Genomic DNA, 23,393 nt, shown 5'->3' with positions numbered 1-23,393 from the left:
GTGACGTGGGCAGTGACGTCGGCAGAATAGAGAAAGAATCAACGGGAGTCGCAACGCGATGGTCGAGATGGTGTTGGTAGCGCTGGCGGCGCTGAATTTGTTGGTGATGATCGCGATTGCGGTGAAGGTCTGGCAGCGTGGCGGCGACGCGTCACTACGCGCGACGCTCAATGACTCGCTCACCAATGTGCGTGACGATCTGCTGCACGCGGCAGACCGCAGCGAACGCGGGTTGCGTCAGGAGTTCGCCGAGACGGCACGCGCGGGTCGTGGTGAACAGAGCGCACAGATGGCGCAGTTCCAGCAAACGCTCGCGGCGCAAATGACGAGCGTCGCCACGGTGCAGAACAATCAGATCGACGGCTTCGCCCAGCAGCTCGCGAAGCTCACCGAGTCCAACGCCGCACAGCTGGAAGCGATTCGTCAGAGTCTGGTGCTCAACGGCCAGCAGATGCGTGAAGAGCAGACGTCGACGTTGCGTCGCTTCGGCGAAGCGCAGCATCAGCAATTGACGCAACTGTCCGAAGGCAACGAGCGACGTCTGGCGGAAGTGCGTGCCACGTTGGAGCAGAAGCTCAAGGACATCGAGGTCAATAACGCGACAAAGCTGGAAGAAATGCGTCGCACGGTCGACGAGAAGCTGCACGCCACGCTCGAACAGCGTCTCGGCGAGTCGTTCAAGCTGGTGTCGGATCGTCTGGAGCAGGTGCATCGCGGACTCGGTGAAATGCAGACGCTCGCCGCAGGAGTGGGCGATCTCAAGCGCGTGCTGACTAACGTGAAGACGCGCGGTATCTGGGGCGAAGTGCAGTTGCAGGCGCTCCTCGAACAATTGCTCACGCCCGAGCAGTATGCGAAGAATGTGGCGACACGCCCGGGCAGCACCGAGCGCGTGGAATTTGCGATCGCCTTGCCGGGGCAGAGCGGCGATAGCAGCAAACCGGTCTGGCTGCCGATCGATGCCAAGTTCCCGCGAGAGGATTACGAGCGCTTGCTCGATGCGCAGGAGCGCGCCGACCCGGCCGCGGTCGAAGAGGCTTCGAAGGCGCTGGAAACGCGTATTCGTCTGGAAGCGAAGACGATTGCAGACAAGTATCTGGCGCCGCCGCACACCACCGATTTCGCTCTGCTGTTCCTGCCGACGGAAGGGCTGTATGCCGAAGTGCTGCGACGTCCGGGATTGTCGGATCTGCTGCAACGCGAATATCGCGTGACGGTGGCAGGGCCGACGACGCTGACAGCGTTGCTCAACAGCCTTCAGATGGGATTCCGCACGCTGGCCATCGAACGCCGTTCCAGCGAAGTCTGGCAGGTGCTGGGTGCGGTGAAGACGGAGTTCACCAAGTTCGGCGATGTGCTCGCCAGGACGAAGTCGCAATTGGAGACGGTGACACGCTCCATCGACAAGGCGGAAGTCCGTACCCGGGCGATGGCGCGTCAGCTCAAGGCCGTCGAAGCATTGCCCGGCGAGCAGGCTGTCGAACTGCTGGGCGTCGAGATGGAGCCGGACGAAGAGGAGTGAGCGTCGGTCCGCCCGACGATGCCGCCGTCGCGCCGCTTCGACAAATGCAAAGCGCCCTGAATGTTCAGGGCGCTTTTTTATTCAGGACGCTTTCATACGCTTCAAGCCCTGGACGCTTTCCCGCCTTCGGCAAATTGCGCGAGGGCCTCGCCCGTCATGCGGACCACGCGCCAGTCGGGCAGGACCGTTGCGCCCTGCGCCTCATAGAAGTCGATGGCCGGTTGGTTCCAGTCGAGCACCGTCCATTCGAAGCGTCCGCAATTGCGCTCGATAGCGATGCGTGCGAGTTGGCGCAACACCGCTTGTCCCACACCACGGCCGCGCATCGTCGGCTGCACGTAGACGTCTTCCAGATACAGGCCCCGGCGGGCGAGGAACGTCGAGAAGTTGTGGAAGTAGATCGCGTAGCCGACCGGCACGCCATCCCACTCGGCCATCAGGCATTCGGCGGCGGGCGTCGCACCGAAAAGCGCCTCGTGCACGCTCTCGGGCGTTGCCTCGAAGATATCCAGCAGCTTTTCGAAGACAGCCAGTTCTCGCATCAGGCCGTGGATAGCGCCGACGTCGTCGGCAGTCGCAGCGCGCAGGGTTAAGGACATCGCTTAGTACTCTTCTTCCGGGGCGTCGCTCAGCGCGATCTCGATGCCGCCGAATTTGACCGCCACCCAGTTATACAGGTGGCAGGCAATCCAGAGCAGCACGAAGCCGACGATGGCGTTGAGCACCAGCGCGGAAATGATCGCAAGGCCCGGCAGTTCGCCGTATCGGATGAACGCCGCCAGGAAGGCGAGCAGAACCAGCGGGATGCTGAAGGTGAGGTAGACCAGCACCAGCGCTTTGGCCGTCTGGCCGGGACTGATGTACGTGATCTGTTTTTTCGTTGTCATTGCCGTGTGCTTTCGAGTTGTGTGGTGCTGGCATCGTCGAAGCGCCGATGCCAGCGATATCTCGTTATTGCGTTGCTTCGCTTTTTGGGTGGAATTCTGAACCGCTTTAATGCTGCCTTAATCCCGCTTGAATCGCGTTATGCCGGGCTGAACGTCAGGGGTCGCCCGGCTTCGTCGTGGATCGTCGTTACACCAGACCGTCGAATGCGATGACGTCGACCAACTCCCCGGCGGCGACGTCGCCACGTTCGGTGCCCAGTGTCACAAAACAGTTGGCTTCGCTCATCGTGCGCAAAATGCCCGCGCTTTGTGCGTCCGCGACGGTGACTTGCCAGCGGCCCTGAGCGTCCGCAGCGAGAATGCCGCGCAGAAACTCGGTACGCCCCGGGCGCTTGGCGATGGCGGTGGCCGTCGGCACGGGCAGGCACGGCGTGACTTGCGGCTCTGCACCCATGAGGACGAACAGGCCGTCGCGCACCAGATGGTAGAACGACGCCATCACTGCAGCCGGGTTGCCAGGCAAGCCGAACAGGAGGGCGCGCTTGCCCTCGCTCTCCAGTTCGCCGAAAGCAAACGGGCGGCCCGGGCGCATCGCCATCTTCCAGAACACGACGTTGCCCAGACGCGTCATCATTTCGCGCGTGAAATCGGCTTCGCCAACGGATACGCCACCCGAGGTAATGACGGCGTCGGCCTCGCGGCACGCGGTGCGCAGGGTGTCTTCGATGGCCTGAGGATCGTCGCGTACGACGCCCAGATCCAGCACTTCGACGCCCAATCGTTGCAGCATGCCGAAGAGCGTATAGCGATTGCTGTCGTAAAGATTGCCCGGGGCGAGCGGTTCGCCCACAGACCGAAGTTCGTCGCCGGTCGAGAAGAAGGCGACGCGAATGCGCCGGCGCACCGGGACTTCCGCGACGCCCAGTGACGCCAGCAAGCCAAGGGCCGCCGGTCGCAGTCGCTTGCCTGCATGCAAGGCGGTATGGCCTGCGGCCAGATCTTCCCCGACATGACGCACGTGACGCCCGGGTGTGACCGCCGCCGCATCGAAGGTGACGATTTCGGTGTCGCCTTCGCGTTGTACCTGTTCCTGGGGGATAACGGTGTCGCAACCGGCGGGCAGAAGCGCGCCGGTCATGATGCGCACGCATTCGCCATGGGCCGTCACCCCGTCGAAGGGATGACCTGCAAACGAGCGGCCTGCGACACGCAGACGGATTGCGCCGCCGGCGGCCAGTGCAGTGCCTGCAAAGGCATAGCCGTCCATCGCGGCGTTTTCGAAAGCAGGGACGTCGAGCGGCGATACGACGTCGCGACCGAGCACGCGGCCCAGTGCGCTGCGTACGGCGACCTGCTCGATGGCGGATACGGGACTCGCGGTGCGCGCGATGATGGCGCGCGCCACTTCGACCGTCATTTGGTTAGGGTCGTAGTCCGGCAAGCCGGCCAGGGCTTCGTCAAGTGTTGTCATCGGTATGGCGTCGTCATCCGGCACGTACCCGGCATGAATCCCGTAAAAGCGGTGGCGACGGATCGGGCTGCGTCGGCACCCGGCACTTCAGGGCGCGCGCGGCGAATCGGTAAGGAGGTCGTCCAGCGTGTTGACATTGTAAAACGGACGCTCGTCACCGAAGTGAACTTGTACGGCCTTGTGGCGTGCCAGCCACGCTCGAACGCGGTGTTCCCCGGCCGCCAGCGTCGCCGCCAGATCGTCGGCCAGTGAACGGTGCAAAAGCGCGAATACCGGATGCGACCCCTGCGCCGTTGCGGCATAGGCCGCCAGCGGACGTGCGCTGTCAGGTACATCGGCTTGCGGCAGCGCGTTCAGCGCGACGCATAGCCGCTCGCCCAGATCGTCGGGAAGGTAAGGGGAGTCGCACGGCACGGTGAGGACATAGTCCGTACATGCCGCACGTAGTCCGGCCAGCATGCCCGCGAGGGGACCGGAAAAATCCTGAATTTCGTCGCTTATTACACCGTCTGCGCCGTCGGCGCCGAGGGCGGCGGCATAGGCCTCGCGATTCCGATTGGCGCTGATGAGCAACGCGCCAACCTGCGGACGCAGACGAGCCATCACATGCTCGACCAGCGGCCGTCCGGCGAAGGGCTGGAGGCCCTTGTCGCGCCCACCCATACGCTGACCACGCCCGCCCGCGAGGATCAATCCTGTGATGTCGCTGCGGCGGATGGGCGGGGTCTTCATGGATGGCCGGTGGATGACAGGGTCAGGAGCGGTTCAGGGCGATGACACGTCCGGCCGCATCGAACCAGACGGCACCGTCGCCGAGCATCACTCCTTGATCGCGAGCGAACATCAGGCGAGGCACGGCTGCGCCGATGGTCCGTACGTAACCATCCGTGAAGATCTCGTTATAGCGTGCAAGCAATGACTTCGGGTTCCGAAGAATGATCGTTTTGCCACGCAGCGACACATGCAACGGGTAACGGATCGACTGTGCGACGACATCGCGCCGGTCGTCGAGTACGCCCTTGCGGAACTGCGTCGCCGCACGATTGATGGTTTCGTCGTCGTTTACGCCGGCCACGCCGTACAGGTGGTCGATCTTTCCGCTCTGAATACTGGCAAGCGAAAGATCGAATGGCACCGTGCGGCCGCTGCGCAGGTCTTTCCACTGGCCGGAAATCACTTCGCACGAAGACGATGCGCCGCGTTGACGATTGATGTCGTCCGCTGCGGCGAATTCACCTTCGAAGGTGGCGCGCGGCATGCCGCCGGCGTCGAATTCGGTCAGATGCAGGTGCGACTTGTTCTCCAGCTTGCCGGTGAGCGCCGTGTCACCTTGCGAGGACGCATTGGCGTACCGGCCGTCGAGCCTGCCGCCGGAGGTCGAGCGAAGCACCAGCCGCAGCGGATTGCGTTCGCCGAGTTGGCCGGTGTACGTCATGACGTGGTTGGCAATGTTGCGATCTGACGGGTCGCAATCTGCATGGGCGAGCGCCGGTGTGAGGGCGGTGACGAGCATCGCCAGGGCACTCAGGCCGATGGCGATGAGGCGCGACGGGTAGCGCATGCGTGTGTGGCCTGTGTGCAGGGCGTCACGTCGAGCCACACGGGGAAGAGAAGGCGAGGAGTCTCGGGCGCCACTAGCGTCCGGGGCAACAGAAATCATGAGTCGAGAAGGAATTCGGTAAATCGAAAGCGCTGAGACGAACCGCACGGCGGAGCAGGTGGGCAAGCAAGCCCGGGCATTTATCCGCCGATGTAGGACATCTCCACTTTCGGTGGTGCGTCTTCAGGCAGGCCGGTGGCCGCCGTGCGCAAGGCTGAGTAGCGGTCGGTGCGCTTGTGCCAGATGTCGCCGATGACGGTCGAAATCTGCGCGTCGCTCGCGCCGTTACGCAGCAGCGTACGCAAGTCATAACCCGAGCTAGCGAACAGACACAGGTACAACTTGCCTTCCGTAGACAGACGGGCACGCGAACAAGTGCCGCAAAATGCGCGGGTGACCGAGGAAATGACACCGACCTCGCCGCCGCCGTCACGATATTGCCAGCGCTGTGCGGTCTCACCCGCATAGTTGGCTTCGAGCGGTTCGACCGGCAGGGTATCGTTGAGTCGGGCGATGACGTCGGCGGACGGCATCACTTCATCCATGCGCCAGCCGTTCGACGTGCCGACGTCCATGTATTCGATGAAGCGCAGCACGACACCGCTGCCGTGGAAATGCCGCGCCATTGGCACGATCTCGGAGTCGTTCGTGCCGCGTTTGACGACCATGTTGACTTTGACCGGGCCGAGACCGACGTGCTGCGCCTGTGCAATACCTTCGAGCACATTGGCGACCGGAAAGTCGACGTCGTTCATCTGCCGGAAAATCGTGTCGTCGAGGCTGTCGAGACTGACCGTTACACGGGTCAGTCCGGCGTCCTTGAGCGATTGCGCGCGGCGCGCCAGCAACGAGCCATTGGTCGTGAGCGTGATGTCGAGCGGTTTGCCAGACGGCGTGCGCAAGCGCGCCAGCATCTCGATCAGACGCTCGATGTGCTTGCGCAGCAGCGGCTCTCCGCCCGTCAGACGCAGCTTCTCCACGCCATGTTCGACGAACAGGCGTGCAGCACGCTCGATCTCTTCGAAAGACAACAGGGAGGATTGCGGCAGGAAGGCGTAGTCCTTGTCGAACACGTCCTTCGGCATGCAGTAGACGCAGCGGAAGTTGCAACGATCCGTCACCGAAATCCGCAGGTCGTGCAGCGGCCGTGCCAGCGCATCTTCAAGATGGCCGGTGGCAGCGCGCACTTGTGCGGGAGCCTGCGGTGCATGCGTCGCATAACGCGCGTCACTACGCAGATCGGTGAGTCGGATGATCGTTTCAGTCATGGTGGGGCCTTAGCTTGCGTCTCCATTCTAACGAATTGGCCTGATGGCCGCCGAAGTCGGCCTAATTCAGCCGACCTTAGCAATCGGGGCATCGGATATCGGTACCGAGGCCTTCGTTGTGAGACGTCAAACCCGTACTAAGGCAGAAGATACGGGCACGGTGAAACGGGCACAAGTCGGGACAACGCGGGGTTGCAAAGGGCGAGAGCGTCCCAAGGGCGACACCATGAAAAAAGGAGGCCGAAGCCTCCTTTTTTCTGGCATCACGCGGATTTCAGGTCCGTCAGGCGGAAAGTGCACCGTGAGGTGCCTCCGACCGGACGTCACATGAGATCGACGTTCTGCGCTGTCCAGTCACCCAGTCAGGCAGTGTGGTTCGTCGAGTGCGTTTCCACCTGCTCCATCGGACCGCTGTTGAGCGGCGTGGACGGGCGGCGTTCACGCCGCACGCGCGGTGCCGGTGCAACCTGCGCAGCGGCTTCCTTGGCGGCACGGTGCTTGTCGGCATCCGTATGGACCCAGACCAGCCCCACGCTTTCCAGTGTCGATTCCAGTGCACCGCGCTCCAGCGTCGGGGCAACCGCCACCGGGGCAGCCTTCTGCGTCACGACTTCCGTCACTGCGGCAGCGGCTTCCATCACGACCGGTGCCGCAGGGGCTGCCGGTGCGACGGGGGCCGGAGCGACTTCCACCGGCTTGGCGGTTTCGACCATCTGGACCGGTGCCGGAGGCGTCGATTGCGTCGTCGGTTGGACCGATTCAGCGACCGGAGCCGGTGCGGCTTCTGCCGGAGCGCTCGACGCAACTGCCGTGGCGGCAATCTCCGTCAGGGCTTCGGCCGGAACCGTCGGCTGAGCCGGGGCAGGCGTTGCGACCGGCAACGGAGCGCTGACCGGCGGCACGATCGGTGCCGTAGCCACTTCAGCGGTCGGCAGCGGTGCGACGTTGACCGGTGCGACCGGTGCGATCGTCGGTGCCTGCGTGACAGGCTCAGAAATCGGCTCAGAAACCGACTGCGACGGCACTTCCGGCGTTGCGGCCGGGGCGGCTTCCGTCACCGTGGCGACAGGTGCCGGGGCTTCGACCGGCGCGGCACGTACCGGCGTCGGTTCTGCATGAGCCATCGGTGCGGTCGTGGCCGGTGCGGGAATGGCCGGCGTCGTCGCACGGACCAGTGCATCGGTCGCCGCGATTTCGGCGGGTTCGTCCGTCAGCATCGGGGCACGCGTGCCTTCGGCTGCTTCCGGTGCATTGCCTTCAACTTGTTCGCCATCGGCGTTCAGTTGCGATTCACCGGCTTCGCGTTCACGACGGCCACCGCGACGACCGCGACGACGGCTGCGGCGACGTTCTTCACCGCCTTGTTCGCCTTCTTCGCCGGTTTGCGGCGCGCCTTCGACCTGAGCCGTCAGACGATCCTGATCCAGTTCTTCCTGCTCGGCGTTCAGCGGAGCAGCCGGGACGGCACGTTGCGTGATGGCTTGCTGGCCTTCGGCGCCTTCAGTCTGACGACGGTCACGACGCTCGCCACGTTCACGACGGCTGCCACGTTCGCGGCCTTCACGCGGCTCACGACCTTCCTCGGCACGCACGTCCTGAGCCGGTTGGCGCTGGACGTCGTCGCGCTCGCGCTTGTCGCGGCCTTCCTGACGGTCCTGGCGCTCATTACGATCGCCACGTTCGTTGCGTTCATTGCGATCGCCACGTTCATTACGTTCGTTGCGCTCACCACGGTCCGCACGTTCTGCGCGTTCCGGACGTGCGCCACGACCGTCACGGCCCTCACGACCCTCACGCGCCGGCTGGCCGGCGTTGTCCTTGCCCGACTTGTTGTCGTCGCGGGCATTGCCACGGCGATTACGGTTTTGCTGATGCGGACGCTCATGGCGCTCGCGCGGCGGACGTGCCGTCGGCTTGGCCGGTTCTTCGGTCTTGACCGGTGCGGGTGCGGCGGCGCCGACACCGAACAGGCGCTTGATGAAACCGAAGAAACCACCGGAGGCCGGTGCGGCCGCGGCAGGCGCGGTGACGGCGACGGGTTCCGGGCGCGGCTGTGCGGCCGGTGCCGGCTGCTCGGGCGTGATGCCCTTGACGGCGGCTTCCTGACGCGGACGCGCGTCTTCCTTCTTCTTGCTGTAGCCGGCCGGATCTTCTTCCAGCGAACGTGCAGCCTCTTCGGCGAGCGCGTAGCTGGCCTTCGGAGCATCCAGACGCGGATCGTCGAAGCGCAGGCGCTCCAGCTTGTAATGCGGCGTTTCCAGATGCTTGTTCGGGATCAGCAGCACGCCAACCTTGAAGCGTGCTTCGATCTTGTTGATTTCCTGACGCTTTTCGTTGAGCAGGAACGCCGAGACTTCGACCGGCACCTGGCAGTGGATCGCTGCCGTGTGCTCCTTCATCGCCTCTTCCTGGATGATGCGCAGGACTTGCAGTGCCGACGATTCGGCATCGCGGATGTGGCCGGTGCCGTTGCAGCGCGGGCACGTCACGTGCGTGCCTTCCGACAGCGACGGACGCAGACGCTGACGCGACAGTTCCATCAGGCCGAAACGCGAGATCTTGCCCATCTGGACGCGTGCACGGTCGTGCTTGAGCGCATCCTTCACACGTTGTTCGACTTCGCGCTGGCTCTTGGCCGACTCCATGTCGATGAAGTCGATCACGATGAGACCGCCGAGGTCACGCAGACGCAACTGGCGCGCGACTTCGTCGGCGGCTTCCAGGTTGGTGCGCAGGGCGGTTTCTTCGATATCGGCACCCTTGGTCGCGCGCGCCGAGTTCACGTCGATGGAGACGAGCGCTTCGGTGTGATCGATCACGATCGCACCGCCCGAGGGCAGCGGCACCTGACGCGAGTAAGCCGTCTCGATCTGGTGTTCGATCTGGAAACGGGAGAACAGCGGCACGTCGTCGCGGTACTGCTTCACGCGGTTGAGGTGATCGGGCATGACCACCTGCATGAAGTTGCGTGCTTGTTCGGAGATTTCTTCCGTATCGATGAGGATTTCACCGATATCCGGCTGGAAGTAGTCGCGGATGGCGCGGATGACCAGGCTCGATTCGAGATAGATCAGGGCGGAATCGCGCGGCAATTCGATGTTGTGGGCGGCGCCTTCGATGGCGTGCCAGAGTTGCAGCAGGTAGTTCAGGTCCCACTGCAGTTCTTCGGCCGAGCGGCCGATGCCTGCGGTGCGGGCGATGATGCTCATGCCTTCCGGCAGTTCGAGCTGGCCCATCGTCTCGCGCAGTTCCTGACGGTCTTCGCCTTCGATACGACGCGAAACACCACCGCCGCGCGGGTTGTTCGGCATCAGTACCAGATAGCGGCCAGCCAGGGAGATGAACGTCGTGAGGGCTGCGCCCTTGTTGCCGCGCTCTTCCTTTTCGACCTGAACGATGAGTTCCTGGCCTTCGGAGAGGGCGTCCTGAATGCGCGCATTGCGCACATCGGCACCTTCGCGGAAGTACGCGCGGGCGACTTCCTTGAACGGCAGGAAGCCGTGGCGGCCTTCGCCGTAGTTGACGAAGCAGGCTTCGAGAGAGGGTTCGATACGGGTGATGACACCCTTGTAGATATTGCCTTTACGCTGTTCGCGTCCGGCCGTCTCGATATCGATGTCGATGAGTTTTTGCCCATCGACGATTGCCACGCGCAGTTCTTCCTGCTGCGTGGCGTTAAACAACATGCGTTTCATGAAAACGACTCCCACCCGCCGCAGTTGCCAATGCGCAGTGCGTCGGGCACGTATCACTCGAGTTATCCAACACGCGAGGTTCGAGCCGGGAGTGGAAGAATTGCCGGGGGGTCCGGGCGATGAGGCCGACGGACGCTATGGCGCCAGGAATACGTTTTCGCGCTCACCCGGATCCGCCGGGCCACCGGAAAACACCGGCTCGGCGCGGATCACTTCGGGCTTGCAGTCCATACCAATAGAAACTGGACGAGAAACTTCATCAGCGTTTTCTCGGGGCGCCTGCCGACACTTATTCTTCTTGTGACGGCGCCTCACTTCGACTTTTTGCGCGAACGATATTCACAAAGCGATCAGCTCGGACAATGGAGTCCGGGCTCATCGCCAAAAAATTCTATAACCACCAACTCTATCCGCGTCACACGCGCTCGACCGAAGCGGCCTATGGGCCCACTTCCTGCCGTCGCTGCGTAACGTGCGTGCGCTCGCTGCTCCATGGTCACCGGACGAGCAGCCTGCCCGGGGTGCAAGTAAAATACCGTTTTGAGGTATGCACCGACAGAGGTGGGGATTTGGCATGATTCCCGCTACCGCCATCTCTGTCGGACAAATTATATTCATAATGAATGAGTTAGGCAAAAGTCGGCAGAAAATGGTTGCGCCGGCGTCCGCGCCGCAGGTTCGTCTCGTCGAGGTTGACGATGGTTCGGCCGGTCAGCGTATCGATAATTTCCTGTTGCGTGAGTGCAAAGGGGTACCGAAAAGCCACGTCTATCGCATTCTGCGTAGCGGGGAAGTCCGCGTAAATAAAGGGCGGGTAGACGCAGCCTATCGACTTGTCATTGGCGATATCGTCCGTATTCCGCCGGTCCGGATGGCGACACCCGACCCCGAGGCCAAGGCCCATGTCCCGGCCGCCACCTTCCCCATCCTGTTCGAAGACGATTACCTCATGGCCATCGATAAGCCGGCCGGTGTGGCCGTGCACGGCGGTAGCGGGGTGTCGTTCGGGGTGATCGAGCAATTGCGTCAGGCGCTGCCGCAGCTGAAGTTCCTTGAGCTGGTGCACCGACTGGATCGCGAGACGTCCGGCATTCTGTTGCTCGCGAAAAAGCGCGCGGCGCTGGTCGGCATGCACGAACAGATCCGTCACAACCGCATGGACAAGCGCTATCTTGCATGCGTCACGGGCGAATGGCGCGACCCCAAGCGCGCGGTCAAGGCACCGCTATATAAGTATGTCACCGCGGAGGGAGAGCGCCGGGTGCGCGTGCAGGAAGACGGGCAGGCATCGCACACCGTATTTCGCATGATGGAATCGTTCCCGTCTTATACGTTGCTTGAAGCGGAACTGAAAACGGGGCGCACCCATCAGATCCGCGTTCACCTGGCGCATTGCGGTACGCCCATCGTCGGCGACGACAAATACGGCGACTTCACGCTGAACAAGAATCTGGCGAGGCCCGGCGTTCGTCCCGGTATCAAGCGAATGTTCCTACACGCTTACCGGCTGAAGTTCACGCACCCCGTGCTGGACACGCCGATTGCGTTGGAAGCGGCGTTACCGCCAGAATGTGAGCAATTCCTGAATCAACTTCGAACCACCACCGCTGATGCCAAGCCCTGAATTTGACCTGGTCGTGTTCGACTGGGACGGGACGTTGATGGACTCGACGCCCACGATTACCCGCTGCATCCAGGCGGCATGCCGGGACCTCGGGCTGCCGGTGCCGACGGACGAGCTGGCGAGCCACGTCATTGGCCTCGGGTTGCGCGACGCGCTGCAAATGGCCGTGCCCTCGCTCGATCCTTCGCACTACCCACGCCTGTCGGAGCGCTATCGTTTTCACTATTTGATAGGTGACAAGGAGACAGTGTTGTTCCCGGGCGTTCGTGAGTTGCTCGACGAATTGCGTTCGCGCGGGCGTTTCCTCGCCGTGGCGACGGGAAAATCACGGGTCGGACTGAATCGAGCGCTCGAATCTGCCGGTCTGATGCGGATGTTCGACGCGACCCGTTGCGCCGATGAGACATTCTCGAAGCCCCACCCGGCCATGTTGCAGGAGCTGACGCGCGAACTCGGCCAGGATCTGCGCCGCACGGTCATGATCGGCGACACTACGCACGATCTGCAGATGGCGCGCAGCGCCGGTGCGGCCGGTGTGGGCGTGGCTTACGGTGGCGCGCATCCGCGCGATCAACTGGTCGCGCTCGAACCTGCGTATTGCGCAGGCAGCGTAGCCGAGCTGCGCGACTGGCTGTTGGAGCGCGTGTGAGCGACGCTGCACTTCCCACGATGCCGCTGCCGATCTGTCCGGGCAATGCGCTGGAAGACGGCGGACTCGGGGTTCGCTTCGAGGTGCTCGTCGGCGGACGGCCGACGCCTGCCTTCGTGATCCGTTACGACGGGCGCGTCTACGGCTATCTCAATCAGTGCGCCCACGTGCCGATGGAGCTGGACTGGTCCGAGGGGCAGTTCTTCGAGACGGGCGGCTTATACTTGATGTGCGCAACGCATGGCGCGACGTACGAACCCGATACCGGGCTTTGCGTTGGTGGGCCGTGCCGTGGCGGGGCTTTGCAGCCGGTGCGCGTCGAGGAGCAGCCTGCCGCATCGGGCGAATCGGGCGCGTCGACAACCGTCGTTTGGTGGCCGGAGGCCGGTATCGCGGCACCTGAAACGTCAACGTCCTGACAAAATATCCGCATCTGGTGCTAAGTTGCTTAAAACGTTGCTGAGCGATCCAATGCCTGTCTCGCCTTTCACCCAAGTCTCTGGATAATGTATGGCCGACTCCCTGCCGCCCGATTCGCCGCGCTCCGAACCCGGTTTCACGCCGCCTGGTGGGCGCTCGCCACAGGCGTCCGGTGCGGGCCGCGATCCCCATGAGGTCAAGCCGTGGGAGCGTGAGATGCTGGAAAAGGTCTTGATGGCGGGCATTCGCGAGCAACGTGCTGCGCGACGCTGGAAGATCTTCTTTCGTCTGCTGATCCTCGCGATCATTGCTTTTGCCGTGTGGTCGATCTTCGATTTCGACGGCGGCAGTACGACATCTGTCGGATCGACCGCGGGCAAGCACACCGCACTCGTCACGCTGAACGGCGAAATTGCGGCGGACGGTCAGGCGAGCGCGCAGAAGATCAACGCGGCGCTGGAATCGGCGTTTGAAGACAAATCGGCTGCTGGCGTGATCCTGCGCATCAACAGCCCGGGTGGCAGTCCGGTGCAAGCGGGCATGATCTACGACGACATCGCCCGTTTGCGTGCGAAATACCCGAAGAAGCCGATTTATGTCGTGGTCGAGGAGATGTGCGCCTCCGGGGGCTATTACGTGGCGGCCGCCGCAGACAAGATTTACGTCGACAAGGCGAGCATCGTCGGTTCCATCGGTGTGTTGATGGACGGCTTCGGCTTCACCGGCTTGATGGACAAGCTGGGCGTGGAGCGTCGTCTGCTGACGGCGGGCCGCAACAAGGGCTTCCTCGACCCGTTCTCGCCGCAGACCGATCAGCAGAAGACGTACGCGCTGGACATGCTCGAACAAGTTCACCAGCAGTTCATCACGGCAGTCAAAAAGGGCCGTGGCGATCGCTTGAAGGATGATCCGGATCTGTTCAGCGGCCTGTTCTGGACGGGCCAGCGCTCCGTCGAGCTGGGACTGGCCGACGGCCTGGGGACGGTCGACTCCGTGGCGCGCGATGTTCTGAAGGCCCCGGATCTGGTCGACTACACCGTCAAGGAAAACCTGCCCGAACGTATGGCGCGGCGCTTTGGTGCGGCAGTGGGTGCGGCGGCGATGAAGACGATGCTCATGGGCACCGCGTTGACGATGAAGTAACTTGAAGCAACTGTTATGCCGCGCCGTCTATCGATAGACGGCGCCACGGTAAGGACGAAAAACCCCACGGAAGCCGGACTTTCGTGGGGTTTTCTTATTTGCGTCCCGTTATTGCGCCAAAAACAGGAAAATCGCAGGCCGTTTATGCAGATCGACGCTGGCGTGCGGCCATCCCTTCACGCGGTGCGTCACGATTTGCTCCGCATCCTGCGTGACATCGACGGCCACGCAAAGCAACGTGGAGGCGTCGCAGCTTTGCAGCAGGGCGTCGAGCATGGCTTTGTTGCGGTAGGGCGTCTCGATGAAGATCTGCGTCTGCTTTTCCTTGCGTGAGCGTTGTTCGAGCTCGCGCAGGCGCTTGGTGCGCTCGCCCGCATCCGTCGGCAAATAACCGTGAAAGGCGAAGCTTTGGCCGTTAAGTCCGCTGGCCATTAAGGCGAGAAGAATCGAGCTGGGGCCGACGAATGGCACGACCCGCACGCCCTTTTCATGCGCGCGACGCACCAGCAGCGCCCCCGGATCGGCGACGGCCGGGCAGCCAGCTTCCGACACGAGGCCGCCATCTGCGCCGGCCAGAATTGGCGCGAGCAGGGCGTCGATGGCCGCATCAGGCGTATTGACATTCAGCTCGCGGATGTCGATTTCCTGGATTGGCGTGTCCACGCCCACCAATTTCAGAAAGGCGCGGGTGCTCTTGGCCTGTTCGCCGACGAAGTATTTCAGCCCGGCGGTCACCGCGCGGACCTCTTCGGGCAACACGGACGGCAGCCCGCCTCGGGTGCTCGTGCCGAGTGTGTTGGGAATCAGATACAGCGTGCCGCTCATGCTGCGCTCCCTCGTTTTGCCACCCCGGGGCCGGGTAAGGCGATACCGGCATGCATCAGCATGGACGTGAGCGCAATCAGCGGGAGGCCGATGAGCGCGGTCGGATCGTCGTTTTCGATGGTTTCGAGCAGCATGATGCCGAGCCCTTCGGATTTGGCGCTGCCTGCGCAGTCATAAGGTGTTTCTGCGTGAAGGTAGGCGGCCAGCACGTTATCGGGCAGATCGCGGAACTTCACCCGCGTGACGACGTCTTTGGCTTGGCTCTCGCCGTTGCGGGCGTCGTAGACGCACAGGGCGGAGTGGAATTCGACGACCTTGCCGCGCATGTCGCGCAGCTGCGTCATGGCATTCTCGAAATTGCCGGGTTTGCCGATCTGATGGCCCTCGAAGGTTGCGACCTGATCGGAGCCGATGATGACGGCGTCTGGGTGGCGGGCGGCGACGGCTTGCGCCTTCTGGCGGGCCAGCCGCAGCGAGGTATCGTGCGGTGTTTCGCCAGCAGCGGGCGTTTCGTCGATGTCCGGGACGTCGACCGAGAATGGCAGGCGCAAGCGCTCGAGCAGTTCGCGGCGATAGCGTGATCCGGAGGCCAGGATCAGCGATGGCAGGGGCTGTGCGGTCATCGGGTTTAAGTGTTTGACGAGAAACGAAAAACTATTTAGAATTCACGGCTTTTGCAATCTGGCGCTCGGTCTCGCCAGCCTGCGCGGCACCGGTTCAAACGCCTGAAAGTGGCGTCGAATCAGGGCGCTGCGGGTGGCAGGAGGCATGAAATGCGGTCAGATGCGCCAAGGCAAGGATGAGCGTGATGAACGAATATATCGTCGATCTGTTCGAATTCGCGCGTACCGGCCGGGTGGCGGAAGGTGACGTGCAGCTTGCGGCATTGCCGCGCATGGTAACCGAAGTGCCCGCCGAAGTCTCGGCATCGGGACGGGCTGAGGGTGTGTTTCACTGGCGTGCGCAAGGGGCAGAAAAGCCCGTGCTGCGCGCGGATGGCAAGCCCACCGTGAAGCAGTTTCTGACGCTCACGGTCGAAGGCCCGATGTGGCTCGAATGCCAGCGTTGTCTCACGCCGTACCAGGAGTCGCTCGACTCGGAAACGACGTTCGAGATCGTGCCTGATGAAGCTGCTGCGGAAGCGCGTCCTCTCGACGAAGACGAACTCGAAGCGCTGGTCGGCTCCAAACATTTCGATTTGCGCGAGCTGATCGAAGAAGAATTGCTGTTGGCTTTGCCTATCGTCCCGAAACATGAGGTTTGTCCGAGTGTTCACGATAGTCTGGCCACCGGAAGCGACGGGTTGGCAGAGCCGGCTCCGGAGCCCGAAGAAGAGGATAAGCCGTCTCCGTTCGCGGCGCTGGCAGCGCTCAAGCGCTCGCCGGACAAGGACGGAAAGTAATGTGCGGCCGGATTTCCGGCTCACCAAAGTACATGTTTGCGTTAGTCGCACAGGTCGGGCCGACAGGCCGACACCGTAGGGCGGCGCTCGAACTGTGTTAAAATTTCGCGATATTTTGAGGAGTTATCATGGCCGTTCAACAGAACAAGAAGTCGCCGTCGAAGCGCGGCATGCACCGTTCGCACGATTTCCTGACCGCACCGTCGACCGCCGTCGAACCGACGTCGGGTGAGACGCACCTGCGTCACCACATCTCGCCGAACGGTTTCTACCGTGGTCGCAAGGTCATCAAGACCAAGAACGACTAATTCGGCCCTCAAGGCGATACGCGCCCATCATGGCGCTATTTGATCGTCCGATGTGGCAAAAGCGGCACTCATCCTGCCGCTTTTTTTGTTACCTGTACCGCAAGCCAATCACGTCGACATGACAGTCACCCTGACGATCGATTGTATGGGCGGAGACCACGGCCCATCGGTGACGGTGCCGGCTGCGGTTCGCTTCGTGCAATCCACCGACGATGTCGAACTTGTGCTGGTCGGGCAGCAGGAGATCATCAATGCGCAGCTCGCGAAGCTGCGCGTGACGGATCACCCGCGCCTGTCCGTTGTCAATGCGAGTGAAGTCGTCGCCATGGACGACTCGGTCGAGACCGCACTGCGCAAGAAGAAAGACTCTTCGATGCGCGTGGCGCTCAATCTGGTCAAGGAAGCGCGCGCGCAGGCCTGCGTGTCCGCCGGGAATACCGGTGCGCTGATGGCCGTCTCGCGTTACGTCCTCAAGACGCTGCCCGGTATCGAGCGCCCGGCGATTGCCACGGTGCTGCCGAACGAGAAGGGCGGCTACACGACGATGCTCGATCTGGGCGCCAACGTCGACTGCGAACCGACTCACCTGCTGCAATTCGCCGAGATGGGCCACGCGCTTGTTGCTGCGGTCGATGGGAAGGAACGTCCGTCGATCGGCCTGCTCAACATTGGCGAAGAGGTCATCAAAGGCAACGACGTCATCAAGCAGGCGGGCGAGTTGCTGCGCGGCTCCACGCTGAATTTCTACGGCAACGTGGAAGGCAACGACATTTATCGCGGCACGACGGATATCGTCGTCTGCGATGGTTTCGTCGGCAACGTTGCGCTCAAAACTTCCGAAGGCCTGGCGCAGATGCTCGGCGACATGATCCGTGAAGAGTTCACCCGTACGTGGTGGACGAAGGTGATTGCCGTCATCGCACTGCCGATTCTCACTCGCTTCAAGAACCGCGTCGACCATCGCCGTTATAACGGTGCTGCGTTGCTCGGGTTGCGTGCGCTCGTCATCAAGAGCCACGGTTCCGCCGATGCCTACTCGTTTGAATGGGCTATCAAACGCGGCTATGATGCAGTTCGCAACGGTGTGCTTGACCGTCTGTCGCATGCCATGCAAGAGAATCAGACCCAGCTCCAGGACAATAAGCCGGTGAGCGCCATTCCGGCGCTCTGAAGCCGGTACCGCCCCGGTGCGCTAACCGACTATAAGATGACCCAGTCCGCGATTTATTCCCGTGTCGTCGGCACCGGCAGCTACCTGCCGGCACGACGCGTGACCAATCAGCAGTTGGCAGACGAGCTTGCCACCCGAGGCATCGAGACGAGCGACGAGTGGATCGTCGCCCGTACCGGCATTCAGGCGCGCCATTTCGCCGCGCCCGACCAGACGAGCAGCGACATGGCGGTAGAAGCTGCCAAGCGTGCGCTCGACATGGCGGGACTGAGCGCCGACCAGATCGACCTGATCATGGTGGCCACGTCCACACCCGATTTCGTGTTCCCGAGTACGGCTTGCCTCGTGCAGAACAAGCTCGGCATCACCAACGGTTGCGCCGCGTTCGACATCCAGGCCGTTTGCTCGGGCTTCGCCTATGCGATGGCGACGGCCGACAACTTCATTCGCTCGGGTGCATACCGCAACGTGCTCGTGATCGGTGCGGAAACGTTCTCGCGCATTCTCGATTTCAACGACCGTACGACGTGCGTGCTGTTTGGTGACGGCGCGGGTGCGGTCGTGCTGCAAGCGTCCAGCGAGCCAGGCATTCTTTCGAGCGCGCTGCACGCAGATGGCAGCCACTCGAACATCCTCTGCGTGCCGGGTAATGTGAGCGGTGGCGCGGTGCAGGGTGAGGCGTTCCTCTATATGGATGGTCAGGCGGTGTTCAAGCTGGCTGTCAAGGTGCTCGAAAAGGTGGCTCACGAGGCCCTCGAGAAGGCTGGGCTGGAAGCGTCGGCGATCGATTGGCTGATTCCGCATCAGGCCAATCTGCGCATCATGACGAGCACGGCCCGCAAGCTGGGCGCCGAAGCGAAAATGGTCGTGACCGTCGACCAGCACGGCAATACTTCCGCAGCATCGATTCCGCTCGCACTCGACGTCGCTGTTCGCGACGGTCGTATCAAAGCCGGCCAGAACGTCATGATCGAAGGCGTGGGTGGCGGCTTTACGTGGGGCGCGGTGCTGTTCCGCATGTGAACGTCCCGGCGCCGGAGCGCCACGCGAACCTGCCGCGCGTTGTGATGTGCGGTGTAAGTGAAACGCGTGGGAACGCTCTCTAGCGCGTCGTTGCGGCGCGCTAAGGTGCGCCGCCATGTTTCTGAATCTGACTGCAAAACCAGCCGCTATGACATTCGCTTTCGTTTTCCCGGGACAAGGATCCCAATCGGTGGGCATGCTCGACGCATTCGCGGACAACGCCGTCGTGCGCGAAACGCTTGCCGAAGCTTCTGACGCCCTCGGGCAAGATATCGCCAAGCTGATTGCCGCTGGCCCCGCCGAAGAACTCAACCTCACGACCAACACACAACCGGTGATGCTCACCGCCGCCTACGCAATGTACCGTGCGTGGCTGGCTGACGGTGGCGCAACGCCGGCTTTCGTCGCTGGCCACAGCCTGGGTGAGTACACGGCGCTGGTAGCCGCTGGCGTCATTGCGTTCAAAGATGCCGTGCCGCTTGTGCGTTTCCGCGCGCAGGCCATGCAGGAAGCCGTGCCGGTCGGTCAGGGCGGTATGGCGGCGATTCTCGGTCTGGACGACGACACCGTTCGCACGGTCTGTGCCGAAGCGTCGGCGGCGGGTGTGGTCGAGGCCGTCAACTTCAATGCCCCGGCGCAAGTCGTGATCGCCGGTGCCAAGGCGGGCGTGGAAAAGGCTTGCGAGCTGGCCAAGGCCGCAGGTGCCAAGCGCGCGCTCGTGCTGCCGGTGTCCGCGCCGTTCCATTCGTCGCTGCTCAAGCCTGCGTCGGATCGTCTGCGCGAGTATCTGGCCAGCGTGACGTTTAACGCGCCGCAGGTCCCGCTCGTCAATAACGTGGATGTGGCCGTCGAAACCGACGTGGCTCGCATCAAGGACGCGCTGGTGCGTCAGGCGGCTGCCCCGGTGCGCTGGGTCGAATCGGTGAAGTGGCTCGCCGCGCAAGGCGTGACGCAAGTGGTCGAGTGCGGTCCGGGCAAGGTGCTGACCGGCCTGACCAAGCGCATCGACGGCAATCTCATGGGTTTGGCGATCACCGATCCGGCCTCGCTGGCTGACGTTCGCGCCCAACTCTCGTAAGCCATAGGCAAGGGTAATTCTTTCATGAGCAAGCAACTCGAAAACCTCGTGGCGCTGGTGACCGGCGCCTCGCGCGGCATCGGTCGTGCCATCGCCCTCGAACTGGCTCGCCAGGGTGCGACGGTCGTGGGTACCGCCACCAGCGAAGCCGGTGCGCAAGGCATCGATGCGTATTTTGCGGAAGCTGGTGTCGCGGGCAAGGGCATTGTCCTGAATGTGACCGACGCCGAAGGCGTGGCCGCAGCGCTGGACGACATCCTTAAGCAACACGGCAAGCTCGACATCCTCGTCAATAACGCCGGTATCACCCGCGATAACCTCGCGATGCGTATGAAGGACGACGAGTGGGACGACGTGATCGACACGAACCTCAAGGCGATCTTCCGTCTGTCGCGCGCTGTCATTAAGCCGATGATGAAGGCACGTAGCGGCCGGATCATTAACGTGACTTCGGTCGTCGGCTCGGCGGGCAACCCGGGGCAAGCCAACTACGCGGCCGCGAAGGCGGGTGTGTCGGGGATGTCGCGTTCGCTGGCCGCCGAGATCGGTAGCCGAAACATCACCGTCAACTGTGTGGCCCCCGGTTTTATCGACACCGATATGACCAAGGCGCTGGGCGAAGCGCAGCACGAAGCGCTCAAGGCACGCATTCCGCTGGGTCGTCTGGGCGCACCGGAAGATATCGCTAATGCAGTGGCGTTCCTCGCGTCGCCGCAGGCCGGTTACATCACCGGCACTACGCTTCACGTGAACGGTGGCATGTTCATGAATTAAGGAAGATGTGCGCAGATTGTGATGAAATTGCATGATTTTGCGCGACATTGAACATTATTTGGCGCATGCTAACTTTGCTTGGCAAACCTGTTAAAATGCGCGCACTTGTCTGAACTAACTACCCCGGAGGGTTTGAATGGATAACATTGAGCAACGCGTCAAGAAGATCGTCGCCGAACAACTTGGCGTCGCGGAAGCCGACATTAAGAACGAATCCAGCTTCGTGAACGATCTCGGCGCTGACTCGCTCGATACGGTTGAGCTGGTGATGGCCCTGGAAGAAGAGTTCGAGATCGAGATCCCGGACGAAGAAGCAGAAAAGATCACCACCGTGCAACAAGCTATCGATTTCGCCTCGTCGCAGAAGAAGGCGTAATTCGTACGGTTAGCCTGATTGGCCGGGATGCCGACCGGCTCCTGGCGTCGGGCATGCCTGTCAGCCGCAGGGAGCGCAGGGTCGAACCTTGTCGCCTCTGTGGCTTTTGTTTTGTATGACCCAGCAGAAGAAGGGGAGTATCGTGAGTCGTCGTCGCGTCGTCATTACCGGTCTGGGCCTGATATCGCCGGTCGGCAACACTGTTGCCGAAGGTTGGGAAAATCTGGTCGCGGGCCGTTCGGGCATCGCCAACATCACGAAGTTCGATGCGAGCGAATTCAAAGTTCGCTTCGCAGGCGAAGTCAAAAACTTCGAGACAGAGAAGTATCTGTCGGCCAAGGAAGCTCGCCGTATGGATACGTTTATCCATTTCGGTCTGGCAGCCGGCATTCAGGCGTTTGAGGATAGCGGCCTGCAAATCACCGCAGAGAACGCAGAGCGCGTGGGCGTGCTGGTTGGCTCCGGCATCGGTGGTCTGCCGATGATCGAGGATACGCATGACGATCTGATCAAAGGCGGTCCGCGCAAGATCTCCCCATTCTTCGTGCCGGGGTCGATCATCAACATGATCTCCGGGCACCTGTCGATCAAGTACGGCCTGAAGGGTCCGAACCTTGCCATCGTCACGGCTTGCACGACCGGTCTGCACTGTATCGGGCAGGCTGCACGCATGATTCAGTATGGCGACGCAGATGCAGTGCTCGCCGGTGGGGCCGAGTCGACGGTGTCGCCGCTGGGTATTGGCGGTTTCGCTGCGATGACCGCACTGTCCACGCGTAACGACGATCCGGCGACGGCCAGCCGTCCGTGGGACAAGGATCGCGACGGCTTCGTGCTGGGCGAAGGCGCCGGCGTGATGATGGTTGAAGAGTACGAGCACGCCAAGGCGCGCGGCGCCAAGATTTACGCCGAACTCACGGGCTTCGGCATGAGCGCCGACGCGTATCACATGACCGCACCGTGTGAAGACGGCGACGGCGCACTGCGTGCCATGACCAACGCGCTGCGCGACGCCGGTCTGAACGCCGATACGGTGAACTACGTGAATGCGCACGGCACGTCGACGCCGTTGGGCGATATCGCCGAGACGGTCGCGGTCAAGCGCCTGATGGGCGATGCGGCCAAGAGCGTCGTGATGAATTCGACCAAGTCGATGACCGGCCACTTGCTGGGCGGTGCAGGCGGTCTGGAGTCGGTGTTCACCGTGCTGGCCGTTCACCATCAGAAGTCGCCGCCGACAATCAATATCTTCAATCAGGACCCGGCTTGCGACCTCGACTACTGCGCAAATACGGCCCGTGACATGAAAATTGATGTCGCGTTGAAGAACTCTTTCGGATTTGGCGGGACTAACGGCACGCTGGTCTTCCAGCGAGTCTAAGTTCGCGGGACGCCCCGCAGGCGTCCCGTCCCGCTGACCCACGCTCCGGTGAGTGTGCCCGGGCGTGCGGCGTCAAAGACACTTCCAGCCGTGGTGGTCAGTGCTGCCACGGTGCAATTGGGCCCGTTCGGGCCCGGCAGCCAGAGAAAATACGGATCCATATCAGGTGAGTGAACGAGAAATCGACCAGGCGCTCGTCGAGCGCGTGCAGAAAGGCGACAAAGCCGCCTTCGAGCTGTTGGTCGCGAAATATCACCGCAAGATCATCCGCCTCGTATCGCGGCTCGTTCGCGATGCCGCCGAGGTCGAGGATGTGACGCAGGAGGCTTTTATCAAGGCCTACCGCGCCTTGCCGCAGTTTCGCGGCGAGTCGGCGTTCTATACCTGGTTGTATCGTATTGCTGTCAACACGGCGAAAAATCACCTGGCGACCCAGGGACGTCGTGCACCGACTTCGACTGAAGCGAACGCTGAAGAAGCTGAAACTTTTGCCGAGGCCGATCAACTAAGGGATATCAACACGCCTGAGTCGATGCTGATGAGCAAGCAGATTGCTCAAACGGTCAACACAGCGATGGAGGCTTTGCCCGATGAACTTCGGACGGCAATTACCCTGCGAGAAATCGAAGGGTTGAGCTACGAAGAGATCGCCGAAGCCATGGGGTGCCCGATCGGAACGGTCCGTTCACGAATTTTCCGGGCGCGTGAAGCGATTGCCAGCCGGCTCAGGCCGCTGCTGGACACGCCTGACGGTAAGCGCTGGTGAGCGCGCCGCC

The 23,393-nt window shown here is 62.3% G+C and carries 23 protein-coding genes; 14 read left to right on the top strand and 9 right to left on the bottom strand.

Annotated features, from left to right (window positions below):
* Positions 1-58 precede the first annotated feature (58 nt).
* Positions 59-1,522, top strand: coding sequence for a DNA recombination protein RmuC (locus tag NA29_RS21040; protein WP_039401272.1), 1,464 nt, complete (start codon positions 59-61; stop codon positions 1,520-1,522).
* A 101-nt stretch (positions 1,523-1,623) separates the two neighbouring features.
* Here the strand turns inward: NA29_RS21040 and NA29_RS21035 are convergent, their stop codons facing one another.
* The 7 genes from NA29_RS21035 to NA29_RS21005 all read right to left on the bottom strand — a co-directional run bounded on the left by NA29_RS21035 (position 1,624) and on the right by NA29_RS21005 (position 10,443).
* Positions 1,624-2,121, bottom strand: a complete 498-nt coding sequence (locus tag NA29_RS21035) for a GNAT family N-acetyltransferase (RefSeq protein ID WP_039401270.1) — start codon at positions 2,119-2,121, stop codon at positions 1,624-1,626.
* A 3-nt stretch (positions 2,122-2,124) separates the two neighbouring features.
* A complete protein-coding gene (locus NA29_RS21030) occupies positions 2,125-2,409 on the bottom strand; it encodes a hypothetical protein (RefSeq protein ID WP_039401268.1) in 285 nt (94 codons plus the stop codon).
* Between the two features lie 187 nt (positions 2,410-2,596).
* Complete coding sequence (gene moeA, locus NA29_RS21025) at positions 2,597-3,880, bottom strand: molybdopterin molybdotransferase MoeA (RefSeq protein WP_039401266.1); 1,284 nt, start codon at positions 3,878-3,880, stop codon at positions 2,597-2,599.
* A gap of 87 nt (positions 3,881-3,967) precedes the next feature.
* Positions 3,968-4,612, bottom strand: a complete 645-nt coding sequence (mobA, locus tag NA29_RS21020; RefSeq protein ID WP_039401263.1) for a molybdenum cofactor guanylyltransferase MobA — start codon at positions 4,610-4,612, stop codon at positions 3,968-3,970.
* Positions 4,613-4,634: 22 nt separating this feature from the next.
* Positions 4,635-5,441: a hypothetical protein gene (locus NA29_RS21015; RefSeq protein ID WP_039401260.1), complete on the bottom strand. Its 807-nt coding sequence runs from the start codon at positions 5,439-5,441 to the stop codon at positions 4,635-4,637.
* A 179-nt stretch (positions 5,442-5,620) separates the two neighbouring features.
* Positions 5,621-6,748, bottom strand: coding sequence for a GTP 3',8-cyclase MoaA (gene moaA, locus NA29_RS21010; protein WP_039401257.1), 1,128 nt, complete (start codon positions 6,746-6,748; stop codon positions 5,621-5,623).
* 362 nt (positions 6,749-7,110) lie between these two features.
* Positions 7,111-10,443, bottom strand: a complete 3,333-nt coding sequence (locus NA29_RS21005) for an Rne/Rng family ribonuclease (protein ID WP_039401254.1) — start codon at positions 10,441-10,443, stop codon at positions 7,111-7,113.
* Between the two features lie 619 nt (positions 10,444-11,062).
* Here NA29_RS21005 and NA29_RS21000 point away from each other — a divergent pair.
* The 4 genes from NA29_RS21000 to NA29_RS20985 all read left to right on the top strand — a co-directional run bounded on the left by NA29_RS21000 (position 11,063) and on the right by NA29_RS20985 (position 14,279).
* Positions 11,063-12,067 carry an RluA family pseudouridine synthase gene (locus NA29_RS21000; protein ID WP_039401252.1) on the top strand — a complete coding sequence of 335 codons (1,005 nt, stop codon included), beginning with the start codon at positions 11,063-11,065 and terminating at the stop codon, positions 12,065-12,067.
* Positions 12,054-12,716: an HAD family hydrolase gene (locus NA29_RS20995; protein ID WP_039401249.1), complete on the top strand. Its 663-nt coding sequence runs from the start codon at positions 12,054-12,056 to the stop codon at positions 12,714-12,716. The genes NA29_RS21000 and NA29_RS20995 overlap by 14 nt, the downstream gene beginning before the upstream one ends.
* Before the next feature lie 20 nt (positions 12,717-12,736).
* Positions 12,737-13,135: a Rieske (2Fe-2S) protein gene (locus tag NA29_RS20990; RefSeq protein ID WP_039404159.1), complete on the top strand. Its 399-nt coding sequence runs from the start codon at positions 12,737-12,739 to the stop codon at positions 13,133-13,135.
* Positions 13,136-13,226: 91 nt separating this feature from the next.
* Positions 13,227-14,279 carry a S49 family peptidase gene (locus NA29_RS20985; RefSeq protein WP_039401246.1) on the top strand — a complete coding sequence of 351 codons (1,053 nt, stop codon included), beginning with the start codon at positions 13,227-13,229 and terminating at the stop codon, positions 14,277-14,279.
* 108 nt (positions 14,280-14,387) lie between these two features.
* Here NA29_RS20985 and NA29_RS20980 read toward each other — a convergent pair whose 3' ends face one another.
* Both NA29_RS20980 and NA29_RS20975 read right to left on the bottom strand, forming a co-directional pair.
* Complete coding sequence (locus NA29_RS20980) at positions 14,388-15,104, bottom strand: SAM-dependent methyltransferase (RefSeq protein WP_039401243.1); 717 nt, start codon at positions 15,102-15,104, stop codon at positions 14,388-14,390.
* The gene (locus tag NA29_RS20975; protein WP_039401242.1) at positions 15,101-15,727 is read right to left on the bottom strand and encodes a Maf-like protein; all 627 of its coding nucleotides are present in this window, start codon (positions 15,725-15,727) and stop codon (positions 15,101-15,103) included. Before NA29_RS20975 ends, NA29_RS20980 begins: the two co-directional genes overlap by 4 nt.
* Positions 15,728-15,912: 185 nt before the next feature.
* Here NA29_RS20975 and NA29_RS20970 point away from each other — a divergent pair, with 185 nt between their 5' ends.
* The 9 genes from NA29_RS20970 to rpoE all read left to right on the top strand — a co-directional run bounded on the left by NA29_RS20970 (position 15,913) and on the right by rpoE (position 23,383).
* Positions 15,913-16,506: a YceD family protein gene (locus tag NA29_RS20970; RefSeq protein WP_039404157.1), complete on the top strand. Its 594-nt coding sequence runs from the start codon at positions 15,913-15,915 to the stop codon at positions 16,504-16,506.
* Between the two features lie 128 nt (positions 16,507-16,634).
* The gene (rpmF, locus tag NA29_RS20965; RefSeq protein ID WP_023594409.1) at positions 16,635-16,814 is read left to right on the top strand and encodes a 50S ribosomal protein L32; all 180 of its coding nucleotides are present in this window, start codon (positions 16,635-16,637) and stop codon (positions 16,812-16,814) included.
* Between the two features lie 118 nt (positions 16,815-16,932).
* Positions 16,933-17,985: a phosphate acyltransferase PlsX gene (gene plsX, locus NA29_RS20960; protein WP_052253356.1), complete on the top strand. Its 1,053-nt coding sequence runs from the start codon at positions 16,933-16,935 to the stop codon at positions 17,983-17,985.
* A gap of 36 nt (positions 17,986-18,021) precedes the next feature.
* Entirely contained in the window at positions 18,022-19,008 is a 987-nt protein-coding gene (locus NA29_RS20955) for a beta-ketoacyl-ACP synthase III (RefSeq protein ID WP_039401236.1), read from the top strand.
* A gap of 148 nt (positions 19,009-19,156) precedes the next feature.
* Positions 19,157-20,086 (top strand): ACP S-malonyltransferase, encoded by a 930-nt coding sequence (gene fabD / locus NA29_RS20950; RefSeq protein WP_039401234.1) that lies wholly within the window; start codon positions 19,157-19,159, stop codon positions 20,084-20,086.
* A 24-nt stretch (positions 20,087-20,110) separates the two neighbouring features.
* The gene (gene fabG / locus NA29_RS20945; protein ID WP_039401231.1) at positions 20,111-20,860 is read left to right on the top strand and encodes a 3-oxoacyl-ACP reductase FabG; all 750 of its coding nucleotides are present in this window, start codon (positions 20,111-20,113) and stop codon (positions 20,858-20,860) included.
* A gap of 136 nt (positions 20,861-20,996) precedes the next feature.
* On the top strand, positions 20,997-21,236 hold the full coding sequence (gene acpP, locus NA29_RS20940) for an acyl carrier protein (protein WP_039401228.1): 240 nt from the start codon (positions 20,997-20,999) through the stop codon (positions 21,234-21,236).
* A gap of 142 nt (positions 21,237-21,378) precedes the next feature.
* The gene (gene fabF, locus NA29_RS20935; protein WP_039404153.1) at positions 21,379-22,617 is read left to right on the top strand and encodes a beta-ketoacyl-ACP synthase II; all 1,239 of its coding nucleotides are present in this window, start codon (positions 21,379-21,381) and stop codon (positions 22,615-22,617) included.
* A gap of 166 nt (positions 22,618-22,783) precedes the next feature.
* Positions 22,784-23,383: an RNA polymerase sigma factor RpoE gene (gene rpoE, locus NA29_RS20930; RefSeq protein WP_010805230.1), complete on the top strand. Its 600-nt coding sequence runs from the start codon at positions 22,784-22,786 to the stop codon at positions 23,381-23,383.
* Positions 23,384-23,393: the final 10 nt, after the last annotated feature.

This window comes from Pandoraea sputorum (assembly GCF_000814845.2).
In the GTDB taxonomy this organism is placed as follows: domain Bacteria; phylum Pseudomonadota; class Gammaproteobacteria; order Burkholderiales; family Burkholderiaceae; genus Pandoraea; species Pandoraea sputorum.
The sequence above is the reverse complement of the archived record's forward strand: the minus strand, read 5'-3'. Positions and strand labels throughout refer to the sequence as shown.

Excerpts from the sequence above, each read along its gene's own strand:
- fabG (WP_039401231.1), top strand. The coding sequence starts at position 20,111 with ATGAGCAAGCAACTCGAAAACCTCGTGGCGCTGGTGACCGGCGCCTCG.
- NA29_RS20975 (WP_039401242.1), bottom strand. The coding sequence starts at position 15,727 with ATGACCGCACAGCCCCTGCCATCGCTGATCCTGGCCTCCGGATCACGC.
- moaA (WP_039401257.1), bottom strand. The coding sequence starts at position 6,748 with ATGACTGAAACGATCATCCGACTCACCGATCTGCGTAGTGACGCGCGT.
- NA29_RS20990 (WP_039404159.1), top strand. The coding sequence starts at position 12,737 with ATGCCGCTGCCGATCTGTCCGGGCAATGCGCTGGAAGACGGCGGACTC.
- plsX (WP_052253356.1), top strand. The coding sequence starts at position 16,933 with ATGACAGTCACCCTGACGATCGATTGTATGGGCGGAGACCACGGCCCA.
- NA29_RS20985 (WP_039401246.1), top strand. The coding sequence starts at position 13,227 with ATGGCCGACTCCCTGCCGCCCGATTCGCCGCGCTCCGAACCCGGTTTC.
- acpP (WP_039401228.1), top strand. The coding sequence starts at position 20,997 with ATGGATAACATTGAGCAACGCGTCAAGAAGATCGTCGCCGAACAACTT.
- NA29_RS21000 (WP_039401252.1), top strand. The coding sequence starts at position 11,063 with ATGAATGAGTTAGGCAAAAGTCGGCAGAAAATGGTTGCGCCGGCGTCC.
- moeA (WP_039401266.1), bottom strand. The coding sequence starts at position 3,880 with ATGACAACACTTGACGAAGCCCTGGCCGGCTTGCCGGACTACGACCCT.
- rpmF (WP_023594409.1), top strand. The coding sequence starts at position 16,635 with ATGGCCGTTCAACAGAACAAGAAGTCGCCGTCGAAGCGCGGCATGCAC.
- mobA (WP_039401263.1), bottom strand. The coding sequence starts at position 4,612 with ATGAAGACCCCGCCCATCCGCCGCAGCGACATCACAGGATTGATCCTC.
- NA29_RS20995 (WP_039401249.1), top strand. The coding sequence starts at position 12,054 with ATGCCAAGCCCTGAATTTGACCTGGTCGTGTTCGACTGGGACGGGACG.
- NA29_RS20955 (WP_039401236.1), top strand. The coding sequence starts at position 18,022 with ATGACCCAGTCCGCGATTTATTCCCGTGTCGTCGGCACCGGCAGCTAC.
- NA29_RS21005 (WP_039401254.1), bottom strand. The coding sequence starts at position 10,443 with ATGAAACGCATGTTGTTTAACGCCACGCAGCAGGAAGAACTGCGCGTG.
- NA29_RS21040 (WP_039401272.1), top strand. The coding sequence starts at position 59 with ATGGTCGAGATGGTGTTGGTAGCGCTGGCGGCGCTGAATTTGTTGGTG.
- NA29_RS21035 (WP_039401270.1), bottom strand. The coding sequence starts at position 2,121 with ATGTCCTTAACCCTGCGCGCTGCGACTGCCGACGACGTCGGCGCTATC.
- NA29_RS21030 (WP_039401268.1), bottom strand. The coding sequence starts at position 2,409 with ATGACAACGAAAAAACAGATCACGTACATCAGTCCCGGCCAGACGGCC.
- fabD (WP_039401234.1), top strand. The coding sequence starts at position 19,157 with ATGACATTCGCTTTCGTTTTCCCGGGACAAGGATCCCAATCGGTGGGC.
- NA29_RS20970 (WP_039404157.1), top strand. The coding sequence starts at position 15,913 with ATGAACGAATATATCGTCGATCTGTTCGAATTCGCGCGTACCGGCCGG.
- NA29_RS21015 (WP_039401260.1), bottom strand. The coding sequence starts at position 5,441 with ATGCGCTACCCGTCGCGCCTCATCGCCATCGGCCTGAGTGCCCTGGCG.
- NA29_RS20980 (WP_039401243.1), bottom strand. The coding sequence starts at position 15,104 with ATGAGCGGCACGCTGTATCTGATTCCCAACACACTCGGCACGAGCACC.